The sequence below is a fragment of the Thioreductor micantisoli genome (genome assembly GCF_055392745.1).
In genome coordinates this window covers 915,502-938,138 of the sequence record NZ_AP043760.1, presented here as the reverse complement: position 1 = coordinate 938,138, position 22,637 = coordinate 915,502, and the positions used below count along the sequence as shown (strand labels likewise).

The following is a 22,637-nucleotide window of genomic DNA, read 5'->3' as shown; positions in this document are numbered from 1 at the left end:
GGAAAGACCTCGATTAAGCAAGAGATGCAGCTACTTCCTCTGCAAGAGTGCATCCATTTTTAGTAAGACCTTCACCCATTTCATATCTAATATATTCAACAAGTTTAGCTTCACCGCCAGCTTTTTTAGCCATATTATTTAAGAAAGTTTCAACATTTTCTTTTTTTTCTGCTTTTACATATTCTTGTTTTGTAAGACAATTATCTTTTTCAAATTTTGCAATTTTACCAGGGATAATGTGGTCAATTACTTTTGCAGGTTTTCCTTCTTTTTCAAGTTGTGCTTTCGCTATTTCAACTTCTTTTTTAATATCTTCAGCTGGAATTGCTTCAGGATTCAAATATTTAGGATTCATAGCTGCTGCGTGCATAGCAATATCTTTAAGAACATCTTTGATAGCATCTGCAGTTTCAGGCTTATCACAAGCCGCTGCTACAACAACACCAACTTTACCACCCATATGAACATAACCATTTAAAACACCATTTTTATCAGCTTTGATTGTTGTAAATCTTCTAACAACAATATTTTCCCCAATTTTAGAGATAGTAGTTTTAAGTTCTTCTTCAAATTTAGCACCTTTGAATTCACCATTTAATAAAGCATCTACATCAACTGGTTCTGTTTTTTGAATATGTTCAGTAGTTTGTGTAACAAATTTTTGGAAGTCTGAATTTTTAGCAACAAAGTCAGTTTCACAGTTAATTTCAGAAATAGTAGCAGTTTTATAATCATCACTGATTTCAACATTTACAACACCTTCTGCTGCATTTCTACTTCCTTTTTTGTCTGCATTTGCAAGACCATTTTTTCTAAGAAGTTCAACTGCTTTTTCTTCATCACCATTAGCTTCAACTAATGCTTTTTTACAATCCATCATTCCAGCACTTGTTTTTTCTCTTAAATCTTTTACCATTTTAGCTGTAATATTTGCCATTTTTACTCCTTCTAATTATTCTTTAATTTCTGCTACTTCTTCAGCGATTTCTGTTTCTGTTTTTGTTTCAGCTACAGCTTCTTCTTTTGTTTCTTTTGCAACTTCTGCAACTTCTTCTTCTGAAATAGGTAAATCAATTTCTTCACCACTTTCCTCTGCAGCTAATTCTTTACCTTCAATGATAGCATCTGCCATTGTTTTTGCAAATAAATGAACACTTCTAATAGCATCATCGTTTCCTGGAATTGGATAATCAATTATATCAGGATCACAGTTTGTATCAAGTGGTGCTACAACTGGAATTCTTAATCTTTTTGCTTCAAGAATAGCAATTTTTTCTTTTACTGCATCAATTACGAATAATACATCAGGAGTAGTTGTTAAATGTCTAACCCCACCAATATATTTTTCAAGTTTAGCTTTTGTTCTACTTAGAATTAATCTTTCTTTTTTAGTTAATAAATTAATTTGTCCAGTTTCTTCCATTTTTTCAATGATATCAAGTTTTCTGATTGATTTTTTAACTGTATTAAAGTTAGTCATCATACCACCAAGCCATCTGTGATTTACATAAGGCATTCCACATCTAATTGCTTCATCTTTGATTACATTAATTGCTTGTTTTTTTGTTCCAACGAAAAGAATTGTTTTTCCTTCTGCTGCAAAATCTCTAACAATATTATAAGTATATTTGAAATATCTCAAAGTTTTTTGTAAATCTATAATATAGATGTTTTTTCTAACACCAAAAATAAATTTTTTCATTTTTGGATTCCATCTTCTTTTTTGGTGTCCGAAATGAACTCCACTTTCTAATAGGTCTTTCATTGTTACATTACATGCCATAAGTTCTCCTTGTGTTTTATCTTTTTAGTTTAGGTTTTTTCCTCTCTGTCCCTCAACACTTTCGTGCAACCTTTTCTAAGGAAATTGACAGATGAGAATTTTGAAATAAAATTATACCATAAAATTTGTTTATTTCATCAAAAAATATGGAACTCCAATTATAATAGCTATTAAACTAGCTGCAACTATTAAAATTTTAATTCCAAATCCTGCACCTAATTTCATAGGTTCTTCGTCTTTTAATTCTTCTTTTTTTGCCATTATTTTTCCTTATTCTACCGTAACACTTTTTGCTAAGTTTCTTGGCATATCTATATCATTTCCTAGACGAACGCTTATTTCCATAGCAATAAGTTGTGTAATTATCATCATTTCATAAAATTCTATCATATAGTGATTACTTTCATTTATTTTTATAAAATCATCGGTTGTTTCTATCTCTTCACAAGAAATTGTAAGAATAGTACTATCTCTACTTGAAAGTTCTTCAATATTTGATTTTGTTTTATCAAAAAGTAAATTTTTACTTAAAAGTGCAATTGTATAAAGCTCTGGATCAGCCAAGGCAATAGGTCCGTGTTTCATCTCTCCAGCAGGATAACCTTCGGCGTGTAAATAGCTAATCTCTTTTAGTTTCAAAGCACCTTCAAGCGCTAATGGATAAAAAACATCCCTACCAATATAGAAAAATCCGTGTCCATTTAAATATCTTTTACTTAATCTTTTTATCTTTTCGTGTAGTTTTTCTGTAACTTCACAAGCTTTAGAAATTTTCATAAATGTTTTGTATTCATTTATTCCACCAAAAAAGTCTGATAACATCCATAAAACCATAACTTGTGTAGCAAATGCTTTTGTTGATGCTACTCCTTTTTCAATTCCTGCTCTTGTAAGGATTGTTTTATCAGCAAGTCTAACGATTGAAGAATTATCTACATTACAAATAGCTAATGTTTTAAGTCCAGCTTTTTTAGCCATTTTTAACGCTTCTAATGTATCTGCAGTTTCACCACTTTGAGAGATTACAAGAAAAAGTGTATCTTTTGTTAAAAGTGGTGTTTTATATCTAAATTCGCTTCCAATTTCTAATGTAGTTTTTATTTTTGCATTTCTTTGAAGCAAATAACTTCCTACCATTCCTGCATGATAACTTGTTCCACATGCACAAATTGTAATATTTGTAATACCATCTAAAAAGTTTTTGTCCAACTCTTCAAATTTAATTCCATTTTCATAAGCTCTTCCCATCATTGTATCAATTATCACATGAGATTGCTCATAAATTTCTTTTTCCATAAAAAATCTAAACCCTTCTTTTTGGGCGAATTCTCTATTTTTTGGTAAATCACTCCAATTTAATTGAAGTTCTTTATCATTTCTAAAAAGATGAATTTGATTATTTTTTATATATCCATAATCTCCATCTTCAAGATATATTACTTTTTTGGCTTTTCCTACAACTGGCGCGTCACTTGAAGCAAAAAATATTTCTTCATCATTTTTGGCAATTAACAGAGGACTTCCTACTTTTGCAAAAAATATAGTTTCTGGCTCTTTTTTTGTTAGAAGTAGAGTTGCATAGGCACCTTTTAACTCTTTTATTGTATTTTTAAATGCTTCAAAAGCATCATTTTCAAGTTTATCTTCAAAAAGCTTAACAATTACTTCAGTATCTGTTTGAGATAAGAAATTTATTCCTTTTTTTTCAAGTTGTTGTTTAATTGATTGGTAATTTTCAATAATTCCATTGTGCACGACTGAGCTAAATTCTGCAAAGTGTGGATGTGCATTAATTTCAGTAGGTTTTCCGTGTGTTGCCCATCTAGTATGAGCGATTCCAAGTCCAAATCCATCAATCTCGAATTTTTTTGATTTTTCTACTAAATTTTTTATTTTTCCTACTGATTTGTATGAATATAATTCCCCATCTTTCATAATCGAAAATCCAGCACTATCATATCCACGATACTCAAGCTCTTTTAAACCATCTAACAATTGCTCTTTTATATTGTTTTTACCTATATATCCTACTATTCCACACATTCTTCAGTTACTCCCTCTCTTTCTAAATCGATTTGTTTATAATGCTCTTTTCTTTCTTCTTTTTTTAGCATTTTCAAATAATCGTGTAAAAGATTATATTCATCAGGAGTAAAATATCTCCATTTTCCTTCTTTTAGATTATTTAAACTTACCCATCCATAAGAAAGTCTTTTTAAGTCTGCAACTTCTCTATCGAAATTGGCAAAAAATCTTCTAAGTTCTCTGTTTTTACCTTCGGCTATAGCTACTTTTAAAGTAGAGTAGGTTGGTGAATTTTTAATAATTTCAAAATTTATAAAAGGTTGAAGTTCTAATTGATTAAATTTACTCTCACTGTGAGCTCCTCTTTTATTGTTAAGCTCAATCCCTCTTTTCATTGCATTTATTATATTTTCTGTGATATTACCTTTGATTTTTACTTTGTAAACTCTTGGTAAGTCTGAAGTTGATAAAATATCCACTATATCAATCGCATCTCCTAAAATTAAAACACCTTCACTTGCATAATCTAGTCTTCCAACATATCTCATACCATTAAATCTTGTTGGGAGTGAATGGTATATTATTTTTCTACCTCTATCATCTCTTTTAGTTACAAGTTCACCTTTTGGTTTGTTATAAACAATAAAAGTATAATTTTTTTTCTGAGTAACTAGAGTATTGTTTACCTCTACTTGGTCACCTGACGCTATATCAGTTGCAGGGTTTATGCATAAAACTCCATTTACTTTGATTTTTCCATCAAAAATTAACTTGTCTGCATCACGTCTAGAATATTTTGTATGGTGTGCTATAAATTTATTTAGTCTCATTTTTTTCCTTATTTAATTCCAGCTTCAATTAATTGATGTATATGAATTACTCCAACTGTTTTGTTATTTTCAACTACTGGAAGTAATTGTATTTTATTTTTTTCCATAAAGGTTAAAACATCACTTGCAAGTAAATTTTCATCTACTGTTTTTGGATTTTTAGTAGCAAATTCAAAAGCTTGTTTATTTAAATCAAAATTATCACTCATCATAGCTCGTCTTAAATCCCCATCACTTAAAATGGCAATAGTTTTTCCATCTTCTATAAATAATAGATGACCAATTTTACCTTCAGTCATTTTTATAATAGCTTCTTTTAAAGAAATATTTCTATCAGCCGTTGGAAAATCTTTTTTCATTAAATCTTTTATTTTTATAAAAAGTTGTTTTCCTAAGCTTCCACCTGGATGAAATGATGCAAAATCTTCCCTTGTAAAGTTTCTTTTTTTCATTAAACATACGGCTAAAGCATCTCCCAAAGCTAAAGTTAAAGTTGTAGAAGTCGTAGGTGCTATTCCCAAGGGACACGCTTCTTTTTCAATAATTGTAGGAATGAATGCATCTGAATATTTTCCGAGTGTTGAAGTTTTGTCTCTACTCATACCAATTAGAGGAATATCTAATCTTTTTATATGTGGTAAAATTTTGGCAAGTTCCTCACTTTCTCCTGAATAAGAAATAGCTAAAACAGAGTCACCTTTTCTTATCATTCCCAAATCACCATGAAGTGCTTCTGTGGGATGAATAAAAAAGCTTGGTGTTCCAGTACTTGCAAAAGTGGCAGCCATTTTTGCTCCAATAAGTCCTGATTTCCCAACTCCTGTAATTATTAATTTACCTTTTGTATTAAATATAATATCAATCGCTTTTAAAAAATCATTATCAATTTGGGCTTGCATTAAAGCATCAGCTTCAATTTTTAATACTTCTTTTGCTATTTTTGTAAAATCCACTTAAGTATCCTTTATAAAATTTGTTACAATTATATCAAAAAAAGGTAAATTTTGAGATTATTATTTATTGGTGATATTATAGGAAAACCTGGGCGAGTTATGGTAAAACACCATTTACCAAAGATTAAAGAAAAATATAGTGTTGATTTTGTAGTTGCTAATTATGAAAATGCTTCTCATGGGTTTGGAATGACTCCCAAAAATTATAGAGAGATTAAAAATAGTGGAATTGATGTGATGACTGGGGGGAATCACTCTTTTGATAAAAAAGAGATTTTTGATTTACTTGAAAATGAGCCAATTTTAAGGCCACTTAATATGTATGAAGAGTTACCAGGAAAAGGAATTTTTGTGAGTGTTGAAAAAAAATTAGCCATAATTTCTCTTATGGGTGATTTTACAATGCCTAGATTTAATAATCCTTTTAGAATTATAGAGAGCTATATTCAAGAGTTAGAAGATTATGTTATCTTTATAGATTTCCATGCTGAAGCCACTGCAGAGAAGAGGGCTATGTTTTTAATGCTTAAAAATAAAATTTCAGCAATTGTTGGAACTCATACTCATATTGGGACTGATGATTTAGTAATTGACAAAGGTGCTGGATATTTAACAGATATCGGTCTTACTGGGTGTTTTGATAATGTAATTGGAATGAGTGAAAAAGAACCTTTACAGAGATGTAAAACTGGGTTTAGTAAAAAATATGATGTAGTTGATGAGTGTAAAAAGATATTTCAAGCAGTTGTTTTTGATTTTGATGGTAAAAAATGTGTAGATGCTTTTAAAATTAAGGCTTATGATTTTGAAGAAGAGTTTATTTCTCAAAAGGCTTTTAGGTTATAAAATTTATTGTTTAAATATAGCCAACTCAATAAAACACTTAACAATAATGCAAATTTCTTAACACTCCAAAAAGCTAAAAAGTGTCAACGCAAGCGCCCTTCGGGTTTGAAGCACACTTTTTTTAACGCTTTTTTTCGTTAAAATTTACAGTTGTTTCGTTTATTTATTTTAGTTGTCTATATTATTCGAATTTAAAAAAGGAAAAAAATGACATCACTTGATTTATATCTGTTTTTAAGAGATAAAAATTTACTTATCAATTCTCCAAAGTATTGGTGGCCAAATGCAGGAACTTTGTGGTGTTTGATAAGTACGATTTTGACTCAAAATACAAAATGGCAAAATGCACACAAATCTATGAATAATTTAGATGAAGTTAGTTTGGAATATTTAATTCAAATTGATGAAAGAGTTTTATCTGATAAAATTGCACCAAGTGGATTTAAAAATCAAAAATCAAAAAGATTAAAACTTTTAGCAAAAAATATAGTGGATGAGTTTGGAGATTTTGAAAATTTTCAAGAAAATGTAACTCGTGAATGGCTTTTATCTCAAAAAGGAATAGGATTTGAAAGTGCAGATGCAATTTTGTGCTATGTTTGTTTTAGAGAAACTATGGTAGTTGATAAATATACTCAAAAACTATTAACAAATAAAGGTATGGAATTTTTTGAATATGAGGATATTCAATATTTTTTACAAAGTGGTATTGAAGATAATTTTGATAAAATAGCCAAAGAAAATGAGAATGATTTAAATTTATGTTATGCTCGTTTTCACGGAATGATTGTTGAATATATGAAAAGGTAATGACTAAATAAACGAAAAAATTTGCCCTCTTGTTGAATGTTTTAGGTCATTGCCTATAAAAAATAAAAATCTTTACTTTATTCTAAAAAACTTTTTTAATCTTTTTCCAGCTTTTCCAAGACCTAATTTCATTCCACTATATTTCATAATTTTAGCAACTGCTTTCCAATCTTCTTTTTCATAACAAGGATTAGGACATTTTCTACATCTTGGTTTTATTTCATGTGGGCAGTTTTGTAAATTTCTAATACTTACAGATAAAAGAGAATTACATTCATCACAAAGAGTAATATTTAGTTTGAAATATTCGTTATTATAAGGAATATTATAATTTCCTTCATGCATAATCCTATCTTGATGTTTGTCATGGCAGTAAAGTTCAAAAAACTTTTTTAAAGTATCTATTTCGCCTCTAAATTTTTCATTTGTCATTAGTTTTCTTCGCAATTAGCACAATCAAATTCATTGAAATTTTGTCTGATGGCATCATATAAAACTATTCCAGCACTAATAGCAAGATTTAAACTTCTTCCTTCTTTTCCCATTGGAATAGTTATCATATTATTTTCATTTTTTTTCATTATTTCCATTGGAATACCACTTGTCTCACTTCCAAAAATTATGTAATCACCCTTTTTGAATTTTGCTTTAAAGTAGGGCTTTTTGCTTTTAGTAGTAGAGAAAAAACATCTACTTATATCCACATTTGCAAAAAAATCTTCATAATTTTCCCAAACTGTTAAATTAACTTTATGCCAATAATCAAGCCCAGCTCTTTTAACTGCTTTTTCACCTATATCAAAACCAAGAGGTTTTATAAGATGTAAATTTACATTACTATTTACACAAAGGCGTCCAATAGCCCCTGTATTATGAGGAATTTGTGGATTAAATAAAACTATATTAAACATTTTTTTTATGCCTTTTAATAAGATAAGCTAAAATTTTAGCAATACTTTTTTGATTTTCTTTAAAAATATGAGATAATCTATCTTTTATGATTTTAGTTTTTATCTCCTCTTTAGAGAATGATTGTTTTATTGCCATATACAAATATCCTGTCTTCTAACGCTAGTTTTAAAGCTCTGCTTAATACATTTTTTTCTACATCACGCCCTTTGTTTCTCATTTCTTCCCAACTCATTTCGTGATTTACTCTTGTAATATCTTGTTCTATTATTGGCCCATCATCCAAGTCATTATTTACAAAATGTGCAGTTGCACCAATTATTTTAACACCTCTGTTATATGCTTGTTTATAAGGATTTGCACCAATAAAAGCTGGTAAGAAAGAGTGATGAATATTTATAATCTTATTTGGATATTTGCTTACAAAATTTGGAGTTAAAATTCTCATATATTTAGCTAAAACTATTAAATCTGGATTATATTTATCAATTACTTCTATCATTTTATTTTCATGCTCAATTCTATCTAAATTATCAGCATTTATATAATAAAATGGGATTCCAAATCTTTCAACTAAATTTTTTAAATTTTCTCTATTTGCTATGACACATTGAATATTTATATCTAAATCTTTTCCATATTGTTTGATTAAGATATCGCCTAATGCATGAGCTTCTTTTGTAGCCAAAAGCACTACATTTTTGGTTTCCTTTTTAGTTATTTTTATGTTTGCTAATGGTAAAATATTTTGAAGGTTATTTTTTAGAGAGATTATATCTATTTCTCCACTTATTTCACTTCTATAAAAAAATTTAGAATTTTCATTATCTACAAATTCTTGTTCATTTGTAATATTTATATTATTATCAAATAAAGCTTTTGAAATTTTATAAATTAAACCTGTTTCATCTTTTGTATCTATTAAAAGAATATATTTCAACTTTCGTCCTTGTTTGATACTGACTAAATAAATAAAACAACTGTATTGCCCAGTGTTTTAAGTCAGTGTCATATTTTTTAGTTTATTATATCAAACTTTTTCTTTTTTATCTCTTCTAAAATTGATTTTTTGGGATTTTTTGGGTCTATTTTTTGGGGTTTATATTTTTTTTCATATAAATTATTTTCAATTAACCATTCTTTACAGCAATTATTGTTTAAAATAGACCAAGTCTTAAGAGAATATTTTAGCGAAAGAGCTATTAAAAAACGATTACTTATTTTTTTTGGTTTCTTTTTCATTAAAGCAGGTCGTTTTATATTTTTTGGAAAAAAGTCAAAATTAAATTTTTTATAATTTTTTAAATAATATAAAAAATAGCTTGGATGAGGATTTATTTTATATATTTTACTTAGTTTACAAAATAGAGTAGGTGGTATGTCTAAATTAAAAACTTTTTTTGCAATATCTAGTTTTATAAAATAGTAAAAACCATAATATAGATATTTAGAATAAAACATTTTTTCAAACTCTTTGTATATTCTGTCATGACTTAAATCATTTAAATTAATTTCTTTGCATAATTCAATAGTCTCAGGGGCAATTTTAAATTTTAGTCTACTTGCAAATTGCATAGCCCTTAAAACTCTTAAAGAATCTTCTTTAAATTTAATATCATCAATGTGACGAATAATTTTGCTTTTTATATCATTTCGTCCGCCATAAAAATCTAAAATTTTATTTGTAAAAATATTTATCATAATTGAATTTATTGTAAAGTCTCTTCTTAGACTTGCTTTTTTTTCATCTTGACATACTTTAACATTGAATCCTTTATGCCCTTTAGCAACTTTATTTTCAATTCTTGGAAGAGATAAATCGAAGTTTTTGTATTTGTAAACAAAAAAACTTTTTCCTACTCCTTTGGCACCAAGCTTTTGCATAAGGCTTTCAAATTGGTTAGGCTCAATATCATATATCTCTATATCAAAATCCATAGGAGTTTTATTCAGTAAAATATCACGAACTGCACCACCTACTAAATAGGCTCTTTTTGTGTAAGGTTTAAGGAAGTTTGTTATTTCTTCTAATTCACTCATTCAATTTTTTTTCAATTTGGGCAAGAGTAAATTCAAGGAAATTAAGTGTTAAATCAAGTTTTTTATCTAATTCTACTATATTTGGAGATTGAAGTCCTTCGAATAAAACCAACAATTTTTCTTTTAAATTAAATAAAAAATCTTTATCAATTGAATTGGCTGTAGAAGTCTCTGTAATTTCATCATTTTCATCTATTTCTTCAAGAGTTTGTAAAATTACATCTTTTAAATCATTCATTTTATTCCTTTAAAAGCCTTTTATAAGCCATTTTTCAAATTCATTAAACTTATTTTCATTCATTTGTATAAAAAATTCTTTTATATTATTATCGGTTCCATTAAATTTTGTTCTAATTTTTTTTAATCTTTTAAGTGCAGTTTTTATTTCTCCATCTTCTGGATTTTGTTTAAGAAGTTTTTTATAAATCACAAAAGCTTCTGTGAAAAAGCCTTGTGATTCTAAAATTTTGGCATAAGTTTTATTTTGTTGCATATTCAGCTATCAAGCTTCCCATTTCTTCTGTACTAACTACTTCTTTTGCATCGAAGTTAGCTAAATCATGAGTTCTATATCCTTCTTTTAAAACATCTTTTATAGCATTATCTATTCTATCAGCTGCTTTTAATTCCCCTAAATCTCGAAGCATCATACTTGCACTCATAATAGTTGCGATTGGATTTGCAATTCCTTGACCTGCGATATCAGGAGCGCTTCCATGAATTGGCTCATATAGCCCAACTTTTCCACCAATGCTTGAGCTAGGAAGTAAACCTATACTTCCAATTATCATACTTGCCGCATCACTCAAAATATCTCCAAAAATATTCCCTGTTAAAATAACATCAAATTGTTTTGGATTTCTAATAAGTTGCATAGCTGCATTATCTACATACATATGCTCTAATCTTACTTCCGGATAATCTTTTGACATTTCAATAACTACTTCTCTCCATAATTTAGATACTTCTAAAACATTCGCTTTATCAACTGAAGTTATTTTTTTATCTCTTTGCATAGCTTGTTCAAATGCTACTTTTGCAATTCTTTTGATTTCATCTCTTGTGTAAATCATTGTATTATATGCTACATCTTCTTTTTTTTCTCTTGGTTCTCCAAAATAAATTCCACCAGTTAGTTCTCTAACAACTAAAAGATTTACACCTTTAACTACTTCTTCTTTTAGAGTTGAAGCTTCTGTTAATTCATCAAAAATAACTGCTGGTCTAATGTTGGCAAATACATTTAGAGCTTTTCTTAATTTTAACAACCCCATTTCAGGTCTTTTTTCTGATGGCAAAGAATCATATTGTGGTCCACCAATAGCACCAAATAAAACTGCATCACTATTTAGAGCACCACTAATTGTATCAGCAGGTAATGGATTATCAAATACATCTACTGCACATCCACCCATTAAATATTCGTTATATGCAAATGATATATTTTCTACACTCGCTATTGCGTCTAAAACTTTAACAGCTTCATCTACAATTTCAGGGCCAATTCCATCACCTTTGATTAAAGCTATTTTATATTTATTACTCATCTATTTTTCCTTTATCTCTTCTTTTGCATAATTTATAAGTCCATCTGCTGCGATTAATTCTTGCATAAATTCCGGGATTGGAGTAAATTTATAAGTTTTTCCAGTTTCAAAATTATGAATTTCTCCATTATCAAGGTCAATTTTTATTAAATCGCCTTCATTTATTTCATCACTTTCAAAAAGTTCAAAAATAGGAAGTCCCATATTAAAAGAATTTCTATAAAAAATTCTTGCAAAACTTTTAGCTATTACTGCACTTATTCCTGCTGCTTTTAGAGCAATTGGAGCATGTTCACGACTACTTCCACTACCAAAATTCCAACCTCCTATTATAATATCTCCTGGTTGAACTTTTTTAGAAAATTCTGGATCTACATCTTCCATTACATGTTTTGCTAATTCATGTGGGTCAGATGTATTCAAATATCTTGCTGGGATAATTACATCTGTATCTATGTTATCTCCAAATTTCCAAACTTTTCCAGTTATTATATTCATATATATATCCTTTTTAATATCTTTATTCGAATTTTACAAAAATTTTTAATTTTTTACAAATTTATATTTTATTCAGATCACTCCCAATAGCCTCTGAAATATGATTATATCCATCTTTTTTCATAAGTTCAAGGATACCTTCATTTATTGTTTTTAATAGTTCAGGCCCATGATAAATAAAAGCAGTAAATATTTGAAGCAAACTAGCCCCCGCTTTGATTCTTTTATAAGCTTCTTCAGCGCTATCAATTCCACCAACACTTATTAAAATAGTTTTGCCAAATAATTCTTTTGCAAGGCTTGCAAACATTTTATAAGCTTTTTCTTTTAAAACTTTTCCACTGAGCCCACCTCTGTTTTGGGGATTTTTAACCAAATTATAATCAACAGTTGTATTTGTAGCAACTATTCCATCTGCTCCATTTTGGACTGCAATTTTGGCGATTTGGATTGCAAATTCAATATCCATATCAGGACTTAATTTCATTAGAATAGGTTTGTTTGTGATTTTTTTAAGTTCAATAAATAGATTAGAAACAAATTCTTCATTTAATAAATCCCTCAAATTTGGAGTATTTGGGCTTGATACATTTACTATAAAAAAATCAACTCTATTTTTTAATTTTTTTACTAAAATTTTATAATCTTCAATTGCTTTATATTCTGGAGTAGTTTTATTTTTACCTATATTCATACAAAGAGGTAAAATAAATGGATAAATTTCATCAAGTCTTTTAGAAATTACTTCAACTCCTTCATTATTGAATCCAAAAGCATTTTGAAGTGATTCTTCTTTTATGTGTCTCCAAACACGAGGTTTTTCGTTTCCAGGTTGTGGTTTTGGAGTAACTGCACCTAGTTCGCCCCACGCAAAGCCTAAACTCGGAAGTGCTTGAATCATTGTCGCATTTTTGTCAAATCCTCCAGCAGTTCCTATTGGATGTTTGAAATCTAATCCCCAAATTTTTTGATGAAGTTTTTCATTTTCTACAAAATATTTTTCGCTCATCCAATTGAAAAATAGAGGACATCGTCTTGCCATGCTTAAAGCTATTTCAGCCAAATGATGAGCACTTTCCGGATTCATTTTAAATAAAATTGGTCTAATTTTTTCATACATTATACTTTCTCCCATAATGTTTTATTTGGTGTATCTTGGATTTTTATCCCTAAACTTAATATTTCATTTCTAATTTTATCAGCTTCTTCGTAATTTTTTTCTTTTTTAGCTTCATTTCTTTTTGAAATTAATTTTTCTATTTTTTCTTTAGTATCTTCATCGATTCCTATTTGAAAATATTGATAAGCATCTTTACTACCAATTCCTAATAATTCAGAAATATATTTTATATTAGAATTAATTTTTTGTTTTAAAACTTTATCTTTTGGACTTTTATCTAGTGTTTCATTTGCGTAAGAAATGAACTCATCAATTACGGCTAACGTTTTTGATATATTTAAATCATCACTCATAGCTTCAAGTAATTTAGTTTCAAATTCTTTATCTTGATTGGATTTAATAATTTCATAAACTCTTTTTTTAAGTCTATAAATTTTATCAAGTCTTTTTTTACTTACCAAAAGGTCTTCTTCACTAAAATTGAATCCATCTCTATAATAAGTTTGCATTAAATAGTATCTTAAAATTTCTCCATCATATATTTTTAGTGCATCTTTGATAAAAAAGCTATTTCCAAGTGATTTACTCATTTTCTCACCATTAATATTTACAAATCCGTTATGCATCCAATATTTAGCTAAATGATTGTCATAAGCCGAATGGCTTTGAGCTTCTTCATTTTCGTGATGAGGGAAAAAGAGGTCTGCGCCACCTCCATGAATATCAATTTCAAATTCCTCGTCATAAGCTATATGTTTTTTTATCATTGCACTACATTCTATATGCCATCCTGGACGACCTTTTCCAAAAGGAGAATCAAAACATACATCATCTTCGCCTTTACAAGCTTTCCATAAAGCAAAATCTGCTGGATTTTTTTTACCAAAATTACAAACTCTACTTTCTGTATTTTCTTGACATTTATTAGATAAAGAACAATATTCATTATCTTTTGAAGTATCAAAATAGATATCACCCTCTATTTCATAAGTATAATTTTTATCTTTTAATATTTGAATGAGTTCAAACATAGCATCTAAACTTTCAGTTGCTTTTGGCTCAATATCTGCTCTTTTTACATTTAATTTATCCATATCATTTAAATAGCTATTTATATAAAATTCTGTAATTTCTTTGAGAGTTTTACCAGTTTGATTCATTTTATTTATGATTTTATCATCAATATCAGTAAAGTTTTTTACAAATGTTACATTGTAACCGGTTTTTTCGAGTGTTCTTCGAAGTAAATCGAAACTTATTGAGCTTCTTGCATGTCCTAAATGAGCATCATCATATACTGTTGGACCACATACATAAATTTTTACATTATTATCTTTTATTGGTTTAAATTCTTCTTTTTGTTTGGTATGAGAATTGAAAATTTTCATTTAATTTACTCCTAATTTTTATATTTGGAATTATAACAAAAATATTAAGATAAAATTAAATACTGACTTAAAATACTCTCAACAATAATGCAAATTTCTTAACACTACAAAAAGCTAAAAAGGGAGCGTAAGCGCCCTTCGGGTTTGAAGCACACTTTTTTTAACGCTTTTTTTCGTTAAAATTTACAGTTGTTTCGTTTTATTTAGTCAGTACCTAACTTTTATTGTGAAGTAAACAATTTTTTAAAATTATCAAATCCAAATTCCTTAATGCTTAAGAAAAATAGAATATATCCTGTAAAGGTACTTGCAAGTGCTAATCCACTTGCACCCATTGGATAAATTAAGATTAAGCTAAAAACTATATTCCATCCCAGAGAAATGGCAGAAATCTTAGCTGCTTTCATATGACGATGAGTAGAGTATAAATAACTTAAAAATATTTTAGAAAGTCCAAAAGGAATAAGTCCTAAAATATACATTTGTAATACAAAAGCCGTATTGACTGTATCAGTATGATTAAATGCACCTCTTTGGAATAGTAATTGCACAATTAATTTAGCACCTACAAAAGCAATTATAGTAGCGACTAATAAAATAATAGCTAAAAACCAAAAGCTTTTTTTTATAATTTCATTGGCTTTTTTTTCTTCATTATTATTTAGATATTTTGAAAGCTTTGGAAATACAGCAACACTTGTAGCTATTGCAAAAAGTGCTAAAGGAAGCTGAAAGAGACGATTAGCATAATACAAATAACTAATACTTCCACTTACTAAAAATGTAGCAAGCCAAGTATCCAAAAAAGCAGAAATATGGGCAGTTGAATTTCCTAAAACTGATGGTAAAAAGGCTTTTTGGAATTTTTTTTCTCCTAGTTCTGGTTCTTTTTTACTTTTACACCCAATCTCTAAAAGTTTTAATATTTTAAATTTTTTAGCGGCAATTAAATGTGCAATTAATTGTAATAATCCTCCTACTAAAACTCCAAAGCTCATATAATAAATAATCATTAAAGGCTCTTTATTGTATGACAAAAGTAATGATATAATTAAACTTATATTTAAAAGTCCAGTCGAAAAAGCAGTAGTAGCAAAATGATTTTTATATTGTAATAAACTAGCTAAAAAAGTAACTAAAAATATGAAATCTAAATAATAAAAATTAATAGCAATTAAAGGGGCTGCTATATTTTTGGCTTTATTGTTAAATCCAAATGCTAAAATATTTGTAATATATGGGGCAAATATAGTGACAATTATGGATAATAACAGTATAATAATAAAAAACTTTTTTAAAATATTAAATGAAAAAGAAGGTTTATGAATAGCTGCACTAAAAGCTGGTAAAAAGCTTTGAGTAAATGCACCTTCTGCAAAAATACGGCGAAAAAGATTTGGCAGTTTAAATGCCACGAAAAAAATATCACTGTATATATTTGCTCCAAGAATGGATGCTGTTAATAAATCTCTGATAAAACCAAGAATTCTTGAAAATAGAATTCCGAAACTATTTGTAAATATTGCTTTAAACATAGATGAAATTGTAGCATAAAAAGGAAAAAAATGGGATTGTTTGGTATTTTTAAAAATAAAAAAGAAGAAACTAAAGAAATTAAATTTACAACACAGATTGTTAAAACAAATAATGTATCTAACAGTTTAGAAGAAGTTAGTAAAAAATATAATTTAGCTTTGTCTAATTTAGATTTTGATATTTTTAGTGTTGAAACATATATAAAACTTCATAAAGATAGTGATTTTGTATTAATGGATGACGAAACTGAAGATTTAGTTATAAAAAACAGGCTTTTATTAAATGAAGATTTTGAGATTAAACAATCGTATGAAATAAAAATTAAAAAATTTGAATATTTGGATGATTTTGAGTTAATAGGAAAATTTCAAGCTAATAGATCTTTAACACATGCTATTTTTCTAATTTCTCCTCAGTCATTACTTAACTATTCTAATAAATTAGAATCTATTATATTAAATGAGTTATATAAAAAGAAATTAAAAGCACAAATGATAATTAAATTTAAACCTTTTGAAGAAAAATTAGTAAATGATATTAAAAATTTAATTACAAAAATTAGAGTAGTTGGAATGATAGAAGAAGATTTTTCTGTTACTTTATGTGAAGCTATTACGCCTATTAATCCTATAAAAATGGAGTTAATTGAACATTATAAAAATTTAGAAAAAAAAGATAAATTTGTAAAAGAGTTTATTTATCCCATAAAAAAAGATGATGTTATTATAGAAATAATAAAACCAAAAGAAGGAAAAAACGGTAGAAATTGTAGGGGTAAATATATAAAAATTCCTGAATTGAAAGAAAGCCAAATTCCTAATTTTAATAGTAATAATGATGATGTTTTAAAAAAAGAAGATGATGAGTCCATCAAATATATGGCAAATAAAAATGGATATGTTTATGTTAAGGATGGAACTATTTTTGTTAAAGATGAACTGGAAGTTAATCAAATATCTTTAAAAACTGGGAATGTTAGAGGGGCTCAAAACAGTGATATAAAACTTGAGATAAATGAAAGTGATGCTATGAAAGAGGCTATTGCCGATGGGATGGTGGTTGAAACAACAGATTTAGTTGTAAAAGGTAATATAGGAAATAATACTAAAATAAAAGCAAAAAAATTAGTAATTGAAGGTCAAACACATGGGAACTCGAAAATAATTGCTACTGATGCAGATATAAATGTTCATAGAGGTTTATTAAAAGGAAAAGAAGTTTTAGTCCATAGACTTGAAGGTGGGAAAATAGAAGCTGAGAAAGTTCATATTTTACAAGCAGTTAGTGGTCAAGTTAGTGCAAAAGAGATAAAAGTAGATCTTTTAGGTTCGCATATTACTTTAATATCATCAAATTTAATTGAAATTGAAACTTTAAAAGGTGGTGAAAATAAATTTATAATTGATGAAGGTAAAGTGGAAAATAAAGTTGATTATATTAAAAAACAAGAAGATTCTATAAAAGAACTTGAAATAAAATTTAGACAATATAAAAAGAAATATGATGAAAATAGACAAATAATTTTAAAAAATAAATTTTCAATTAATGAATTAAAAATGAAGATAAATGAATATAAACAAAATAATATACCTATTAAATCAGTATGGTTACAAAAATTAAGAAAATATAACGATTTTATAAAACAAACTAAAAAAATTGAAGATTCTCTAAAAGAAATAAAAGAAAAAATAGCATCTATTAAAAATGGACTTGAGGGAATGCAAAATAGTATATTTTTAGCAAAAGTAGTTTCTCATTCAGGTTTTCCTGAATTCAATAGAATAGAATTTCATATGATTGAACCTCCTATGACAATAATATATGATACAAAAGAAAAAGATAGAAATACAAAAGTATTTATGCTTAAAGATTTTGGAGAGATGGAATATAAAATAGTAGGGAGTAAAGATGATAGCAGCTCTTAGAGGAAAAATATTTAAAAAAAAATTAAATAGTGTTTTAATAGATGTAAATAATGTAATTTATGAAATTAGAGTAAGTGTAAATACATATTCTGAATTAAAAGATAATGTATTTATATATATTACTGAAATAATTAGAGAAGATAGTTATACTTTGTATGGTTTTGTAAATGAATTTGAAAAAAAGATGTTTGATACTTTAATCAAAATTAATGGAGTAGGTCCCAAAGTTGCTTTGGCAATATGTTCGACATTTACTCCGCAAACATTTGCAAGTATAGTTCAAACTAAAAATATATCAGCACTTAAACAAGTCCCAGGAATTGGTCCCAAAAGTGCAAGTAGAATTCTTGTGGAGCTTGGAGAATTTAGTGTAGGTGAAATAAGCGCGGAAGATAGTGCTATTCCAGATGCAATAACTGCGTTAGAGAATTTAGGATTTAAAAAGGATGCTATTATAAAAGCATTAAAAGATGTAAAAGTTACTTCAACAGAAGAGGCAGTTAAATTGGCTCTTAAAAAATTAGCAAGTTTTTAAAAAAGGATAGCAATGAATTTAATAATTTTATTTGGTGGAAGTAGTTATGAACATGAAATTTCAATAGTTAGTGCAATTACATTAAAAGATAAAATAAAAAAACATAATTTAAGTTTTATATTTGTAGATAAAGATAGAGATTTTTATTTGATAGAAAAAGAAAATATGAAAAGTAAGTATTTTGCTAGTTTAGAATATAAAAAAGTAAAAAAATTATCTTTTGTAAAGGGTGGATTTGCTTATAAAAAACTTTTTGGTAGCGTTAATGTAAATGGAGTTGTTTTAAATTTAATTCATGGAAGAGATGGTGAAGATGGGAAAATTGCAGGTATGATGCAGTTTTTTGGTATTAAATGTATAACTCCAAATGTAGAAGCGAGCGTAATAAGTTACAATAAGCTCTATACAAAAATGTATGCAAAAGAGATAGGCGTTAAAGTCTTAAATTATAGATACGCGACTAATAATAGTTATATTCCAGAAAATTATCCTGTAATTATAAAACCTGTAAGACTTGGAAGTAGTATAGGTGTAACTATTGCTAAGAATAAAGAAGAGTATTTGTATGGACTTGATATAGCTTTTGAATTTGATGATGGAGCTATTATTGAAGAGTTTAAAGAAGGAATTAGCGAGTATAATCTTGCAGGATGCAAAGCAGGGAAATTGATTTTTTCTAAAGTCGAAAAAGTAAATAAAAAAGATTTCTTAAGTTATGATGATAAATATTGTGATTTTTCTAGAAAAGAAGCTGAATTTCAAAAAGTTGATTCTATTTTAGAAGAAAAAATAAAAGAAAATTTTAGTAAAATTTATGGAAATTTATTTGAAGGGGCCTTGATAAGATGTGATTTTTTTGAACTTAATGGAGAAATATATTTAAATGAAATAAATCCAATTCCAGGAAGTATGGCGAATTATCTGTTTGAAAATTTTGATGAGGTTATAGAAAAGTTAGCTAATTCACTTAAATTTGAAAAAAGAATAGATATTGATTATAGTTATATAAATAAAATTCAAATGGCTAAAGGTAAATAGTGGCTCTTAAGCTTGGAATTACTTATGAACTTTATAATTTAGATAAAGGTAATCCAATTATTTTTTTGCATGGATGGGGGAGTAATAAAGAAGTTATGAAAGTTTTCAAAGATGAATTTGAAAATAATAAACTTCTTTTTATTGATATGCCTGGATTTGGTAAAAGTCAAACAAATGAAGTATGGAATACACAAAAATATGCCAATAAAATAGATGAATTTTTAAAAGAATTAAATATAGAGAAGTTTTGTATAGTAGGGCATAGTTTTGGTGGTAAAGTAGCAACTCTTTTAAATCCTAAATATCTTGTTTTACTTAGTTCTGCTGGAATTATTGAGACTAAATCTTTAAAAGTAAAAGTTAAAATAAAACTATTTAAATTACTAAAACCTTTTGGTGGGGGAAAAATAAGAAAACTTTTTGTGAGTGTTGATGCAAAAGAAATGAGTGAAAATATGTATCAAACTTTTAAAAATGTAGTAAATGAAGATTTTAGTAAATATTTTAATGACTATAATGGTAAACCTATAGTTTTTGGAGGAGATAAAGACAAAGCAGTATCACCAAAAGCAAATCAAAAAATATCCGAATTATTAAATGGTAAACTTATTATGTTAAGTGGAGATCACTACTTTTTCTTAAACAAACAAAACAAAAATTTAATTACAAAAAATATAAAAAATTTAATAGGGGAAATAAATGGCAAATTTTCAAACACATTTTAATGTAGCAGCATTTATTGGTGCAGTAGGGGCAGGGACTATGTATTATAGTGGGTTAGTAGATAAATCAGATGCAACTTTACTTTTTGTTGGAGGAATAGTAGGGGGAATTTTACCAGATATAGATAGTGATAATTCAACTCCTACAAGAATTATGCAATATCTATTTGCAAATTTAATTTCATTTTTTATATTATTTAAATATATTGGAATGTATCCTATTATTAATTTAGCTTTAATATGGATATTGAGTTTTATGGGAGTTATGTTGCTTTTCAATTTTTTTAATAAGCTAACAGTTCATAGAGGTATGTTTCATTCAATTCCAGCAGGATTTATTTTTTGGTTCAGTTTTAGTTTACTTTTTTATTATGTTTTTAAATTTAACTATTTAGTAAGTTGGTATTTTGGAATGTTTATATTTTTAGGGTCTTTTACACATTTGGTGCTTGATGAAATTTATAGTGTTGATTTAAGTGGAAATAGAATGAAAAAAAGTTTTGGAACTGCTTTGAAATTGTGGAATAAAGATATTAAATCAGTTATTATTTTTTATTTATTTGCTATTTTACTTTTTATGGCTATGCCTTATAAAAAAGCTTTTTATCATAGTTTTACAAAGTTTGATATAATTACAACTTATCATAAATTACTAAGGGAATATAAAAAATGAATTATATAAATTATTTAATTAATTTTATTACTATTTTAGCGATAGGGTATTATTCGGCAATTGTATTACAATGGTATAGTTATAAACTAAAGAGAGTTATTTTTAAATTTAGCAAATGGCAATGGCATATTTTATATTTTATTTTACCGGTTGCTACTTATTATTTAGCAGGGAAATTTTTTTGGATATATTTATTTTTTGGATATTTACCGGCACTTTTTGTATGGAATAAAAAGCTTGATAAAAAATTGGTTTTTACTGCAAGAATCAAGAGATTCTTTGGATTATTAATTTTTCTTACATTACTCGGTTATGTTTTTGATTATTATTTCAATACTCCACATGGAATATTTTTACCACTTATCTTAGCAGGTATTGGTAGTGAGATAATTGAATGGATTTTATTTAATGGGTATAAAAAAGAAGCAAAAATTAAATTAAATCAAATAAATCCAAAAATTATAGCTATTACAGCAAGTTATGGAAAAACAAGTATAAAAAATTTTCTTTATCAATTAACTCACGAAAAATTTAATACTTATAAAACTCCAAGAAGTGTAAATACTTTAAAAGGAATAGTTCAGGATATAAATACAAATTTACCAATTTGTGATATTTATATAGTAGAAGCAGGGGCGAGAGAAAAGGGTGATATAAAAGAAATAGCTGAGTTTGTAGAAAATGAATATGCTATTATTGGTAAAATTGGCCCTCAACATATTGAATATTTCAAAACTATTGAAAACATTATAAATACAAAAAAAGAGATTTTACTATCACCAAAATTAAAAAAAAGTATAACTTATGAAGTAAATGAAGATAAATGTGTAGAAATAAAAGATAAAATAAAAAATATAAAATCAACTCTAAATGGAATAGAGTGGGATTTGGAATATAAAGATCAAACTTTACATCTAACAGCCCCGATTTTAGGTAGTTTTAATGCAATAAATATTTCACTTGCTTTTTATATGGCGAAAGAGTTAAATATCCAAACAGATTATTTAATTAGAAAAATAGCAAAAATTCAACCAATTCCTCATAGACTTCAAAAAATTGAAGTAGGTGGAAAATTTATAATCGATGATAGTTTTAATGGAAATATTGAAGGTATGCTTGAAGGGGTAAATTTAGCAAAACAATATAATGGTAGAAAAGTTATAATTACACCAGGACTTGTAGAAGCAAATGAAGAACTCAATACAAAACTCGCTAAAGCTATAAATGATACTTTTGATATTGTAATAGTAACAGGAAGTTTAAATCGTCATGTATTATGTGAAAATATTCAAAAACCAAATAAAATATATTTAGGAGATAAGTCTAAACTTGAAAAAATATTAGCAGAAAATACAAAAGCAGGGGATTTGATACTTTTTAGTAATGATGCCCCTACTTTTATATAAATAAAGAGATATTTATGATATTAATGTGGATATTTGTTTTTATAAAGACTTTT

At 27.3% G+C, this 22,637-nt stretch carries 25 protein-coding genes; 8 read left to right on the top strand and 17 right to left on the bottom strand.

Annotated features, from left to right (window positions below):
- Positions 1 to 13: 13 nt before the first annotated feature.
- The 6 genes from tsf to ACZ5OA_RS04895 form a co-directional block, all read right to left on the bottom strand.
- Positions 14 to 937 carry a translation elongation factor Ts gene (gene tsf / locus ACZ5OA_RS04920; protein ID WP_464906767.1) on the bottom strand — a complete coding sequence of 308 codons (924 nt, stop codon included), beginning with the start codon at positions 935 to 937 and terminating at the stop codon, positions 14 to 16.
- A gap of 15 nt (positions 938 to 952) precedes the next feature.
- Entirely contained in the window at positions 953 to 1,783 is an 831-nt protein-coding gene (gene rpsB / locus ACZ5OA_RS04915) for a 30S ribosomal protein S2 (RefSeq protein ID WP_464906766.1), read from the bottom strand.
- A 129-nt stretch (positions 1,784 to 1,912) separates the two neighbouring features.
- Positions 1,913 to 2,044: a hypothetical protein gene (locus tag ACZ5OA_RS04910; RefSeq protein ID WP_464906765.1), complete on the bottom strand. Its 132-nt coding sequence runs from the start codon at positions 2,042 to 2,044 to the stop codon at positions 1,913 to 1,915.
- 9 nt (positions 2,045 to 2,053) lie between these two features.
- Positions 2,054 to 3,826: a glutamine--fructose-6-phosphate transaminase (isomerizing) gene (gene glmS / locus ACZ5OA_RS04905; protein ID WP_464906764.1), complete on the bottom strand. Its 1,773-nt coding sequence runs from the start codon at positions 3,824 to 3,826 to the stop codon at positions 2,054 to 2,056.
- On the bottom strand, positions 3,814 to 4,638 hold the full coding sequence (locus tag ACZ5OA_RS04900; RefSeq protein ID WP_464906763.1) for a pseudouridine synthase: 825 nt from the start codon (positions 4,636 to 4,638) through the stop codon (positions 3,814 to 3,816). The genes glmS and ACZ5OA_RS04900 overlap by 13 nt, the downstream gene beginning before the upstream one ends.
- 8 nt (positions 4,639 to 4,646) lie before the next feature.
- Complete coding sequence (locus tag ACZ5OA_RS04895) at positions 4,647 to 5,591, bottom strand: KpsF/GutQ family sugar-phosphate isomerase (protein WP_464906762.1); 945 nt, start codon at positions 5,589 to 5,591, stop codon at positions 4,647 to 4,649.
- Between the two features lie 51 nt (positions 5,592 to 5,642).
- On the opposite strand from ACZ5OA_RS04895, the gene ACZ5OA_RS04890 reads away from it, so the two are divergent.
- Positions 5,643 to 6,437 carry a TIGR00282 family metallophosphoesterase gene (locus ACZ5OA_RS04890; protein ID WP_464906761.1) on the top strand — a complete coding sequence of 265 codons (795 nt, stop codon included), beginning with the start codon at positions 5,643 to 5,645 and terminating at the stop codon, positions 6,435 to 6,437.
- A gap of 207 nt (positions 6,438 to 6,644) precedes the next feature.
- A complete protein-coding gene (locus ACZ5OA_RS04885) occupies positions 6,645 to 7,247 on the top strand; it encodes a 3-methyladenine DNA glycosylase (protein WP_464906760.1) in 603 nt (200 codons plus the stop codon).
- 72 nt (positions 7,248 to 7,319) lie between these two features.
- On the opposite strand, the gene ACZ5OA_RS04880 is transcribed toward ACZ5OA_RS04885, so the two are convergent.
- The 11 genes from ACZ5OA_RS04880 to murJ all read right to left on the bottom strand — a co-directional run bounded on the left by ACZ5OA_RS04880 (position 7,320) and on the right by murJ (position 16,284).
- Entirely contained in the window at positions 7,320 to 7,679 is a 360-nt protein-coding gene (locus tag ACZ5OA_RS04880; protein WP_464906759.1) for a nitrous oxide-stimulated promoter family protein, read from the bottom strand.
- Positions 7,679 to 8,158: a tRNA (cytidine(34)-2'-O)-methyltransferase gene (locus ACZ5OA_RS04875; protein ID WP_464906758.1), complete on the bottom strand. Its 480-nt coding sequence runs from the start codon at positions 8,156 to 8,158 to the stop codon at positions 7,679 to 7,681. Before ACZ5OA_RS04875 ends, ACZ5OA_RS04880 begins: the two co-directional genes overlap by 1 nt.
- A gap of 110 nt (positions 8,159 to 8,268) precedes the next feature.
- The gene (purU, locus tag ACZ5OA_RS04870; RefSeq protein WP_464906757.1) at positions 8,269 to 9,096 is read right to left on the bottom strand and encodes a formyltetrahydrofolate deformylase; all 828 of its coding nucleotides are present in this window, start codon (positions 9,094 to 9,096) and stop codon (positions 8,269 to 8,271) included.
- A gap of 77 nt (positions 9,097 to 9,173) precedes the next feature.
- Positions 9,174 to 10,196 (bottom strand): tRNA nucleotidyltransferase/poly(A) polymerase family protein, encoded by a 1,023-nt coding sequence (locus ACZ5OA_RS04865; protein WP_464906756.1) that lies wholly within the window; start codon positions 10,194 to 10,196, stop codon positions 9,174 to 9,176.
- A complete protein-coding gene (locus ACZ5OA_RS04860; protein WP_464906755.1) occupies positions 10,189 to 10,434 on the bottom strand; it encodes a CiaD-like domain-containing protein in 246 nt (81 codons plus the stop codon). Before ACZ5OA_RS04860 ends, ACZ5OA_RS04865 begins: the two co-directional genes overlap by 8 nt.
- A 9-nt stretch (positions 10,435 to 10,443) precedes the next feature.
- Positions 10,444 to 10,689: a tetratricopeptide repeat-containing protein gene (locus ACZ5OA_RS04855; RefSeq protein ID WP_464906754.1), complete on the bottom strand. Its 246-nt coding sequence runs from the start codon at positions 10,687 to 10,689 to the stop codon at positions 10,444 to 10,446.
- Positions 10,676 to 11,743 carry a 3-isopropylmalate dehydrogenase gene (gene leuB, locus ACZ5OA_RS04850; RefSeq protein ID WP_464906753.1) on the bottom strand — a complete coding sequence of 356 codons (1,068 nt, stop codon included), beginning with the start codon at positions 11,741 to 11,743 and terminating at the stop codon, positions 10,676 to 10,678. Before leuB ends, ACZ5OA_RS04855 begins: the two co-directional genes overlap by 14 nt.
- Positions 11,744 to 12,241: a 3-isopropylmalate dehydratase small subunit gene (gene leuD / locus ACZ5OA_RS04845; protein WP_464906752.1), complete on the bottom strand. Its 498-nt coding sequence runs from the start codon at positions 12,239 to 12,241 to the stop codon at positions 11,744 to 11,746.
- A gap of 61 nt (positions 12,242 to 12,302) precedes the next feature.
- A complete protein-coding gene (locus tag ACZ5OA_RS04840) occupies positions 12,303 to 13,361 on the bottom strand; it encodes a quinone-dependent dihydroorotate dehydrogenase (protein WP_464906751.1) in 1,059 nt (352 codons plus the stop codon).
- A complete protein-coding gene (gene cysS, locus ACZ5OA_RS04835) occupies positions 13,361 to 14,749 on the bottom strand; it encodes a cysteine--tRNA ligase (protein WP_464906750.1) in 1,389 nt (462 codons plus the stop codon). Before cysS ends, ACZ5OA_RS04840 begins: the two co-directional genes overlap by 1 nt.
- A 221-nt stretch (positions 14,750 to 14,970) precedes the next feature.
- Positions 14,971 to 16,284, bottom strand: coding sequence for a murein biosynthesis integral membrane protein MurJ (gene murJ / locus ACZ5OA_RS04830; RefSeq protein ID WP_464906749.1), 1,314 nt, complete (start codon positions 16,282 to 16,284; stop codon positions 14,971 to 14,973).
- A 30-nt stretch (positions 16,285 to 16,314) separates the two neighbouring features.
- Between murJ and ACZ5OA_RS04825 the strand changes: the two genes are divergently transcribed.
- The 6 genes from ACZ5OA_RS04825 to ACZ5OA_RS04800 are packed head-to-tail and all read left to right on the top strand — an operon-like array spanning position 16,315 to position 22,584.
- The gene (locus ACZ5OA_RS04825; protein ID WP_464906748.1) at positions 16,315 to 18,210 is read left to right on the top strand and encodes a flagellar assembly protein A; all 1,896 of its coding nucleotides are present in this window, start codon (positions 16,315 to 16,317) and stop codon (positions 18,208 to 18,210) included.
- The gene (gene ruvA, locus ACZ5OA_RS04820; protein ID WP_464906747.1) at positions 18,194 to 18,745 is read left to right on the top strand and encodes a Holliday junction branch migration protein RuvA; all 552 of its coding nucleotides are present in this window, start codon (positions 18,194 to 18,196) and stop codon (positions 18,743 to 18,745) included. Before ACZ5OA_RS04825 ends, ruvA begins: the two co-directional genes overlap by 17 nt.
- A gap of 12 nt (positions 18,746 to 18,757) precedes the next feature.
- A complete protein-coding gene (locus tag ACZ5OA_RS04815; protein WP_464906746.1) occupies positions 18,758 to 19,783 on the top strand; it encodes a D-alanine--D-alanine ligase in 1,026 nt (341 codons plus the stop codon).
- Positions 19,783 to 20,508, top strand: a complete 726-nt coding sequence (locus ACZ5OA_RS04810; protein ID WP_464906745.1) for an alpha/beta fold hydrolase — start codon at positions 19,783 to 19,785, stop codon at positions 20,506 to 20,508. The genes ACZ5OA_RS04815 and ACZ5OA_RS04810 overlap by 1 nt, the downstream gene beginning before the upstream one ends.
- The gene (locus ACZ5OA_RS04805) at positions 20,483 to 21,178 is read left to right on the top strand and encodes a metal-dependent hydrolase (RefSeq protein ID WP_464906744.1); all 696 of its coding nucleotides are present in this window, start codon (positions 20,483 to 20,485) and stop codon (positions 21,176 to 21,178) included. The genes ACZ5OA_RS04810 and ACZ5OA_RS04805 overlap by 26 nt, the downstream gene beginning before the upstream one ends.
- A complete protein-coding gene (locus tag ACZ5OA_RS04800; RefSeq protein ID WP_464906743.1) occupies positions 21,175 to 22,584 on the top strand; it encodes a Mur ligase family protein in 1,410 nt (469 codons plus the stop codon). Before ACZ5OA_RS04805 ends, ACZ5OA_RS04800 begins: the two co-directional genes overlap by 4 nt.
- Positions 22,585 to 22,637 lie beyond the last annotated feature (53 nt).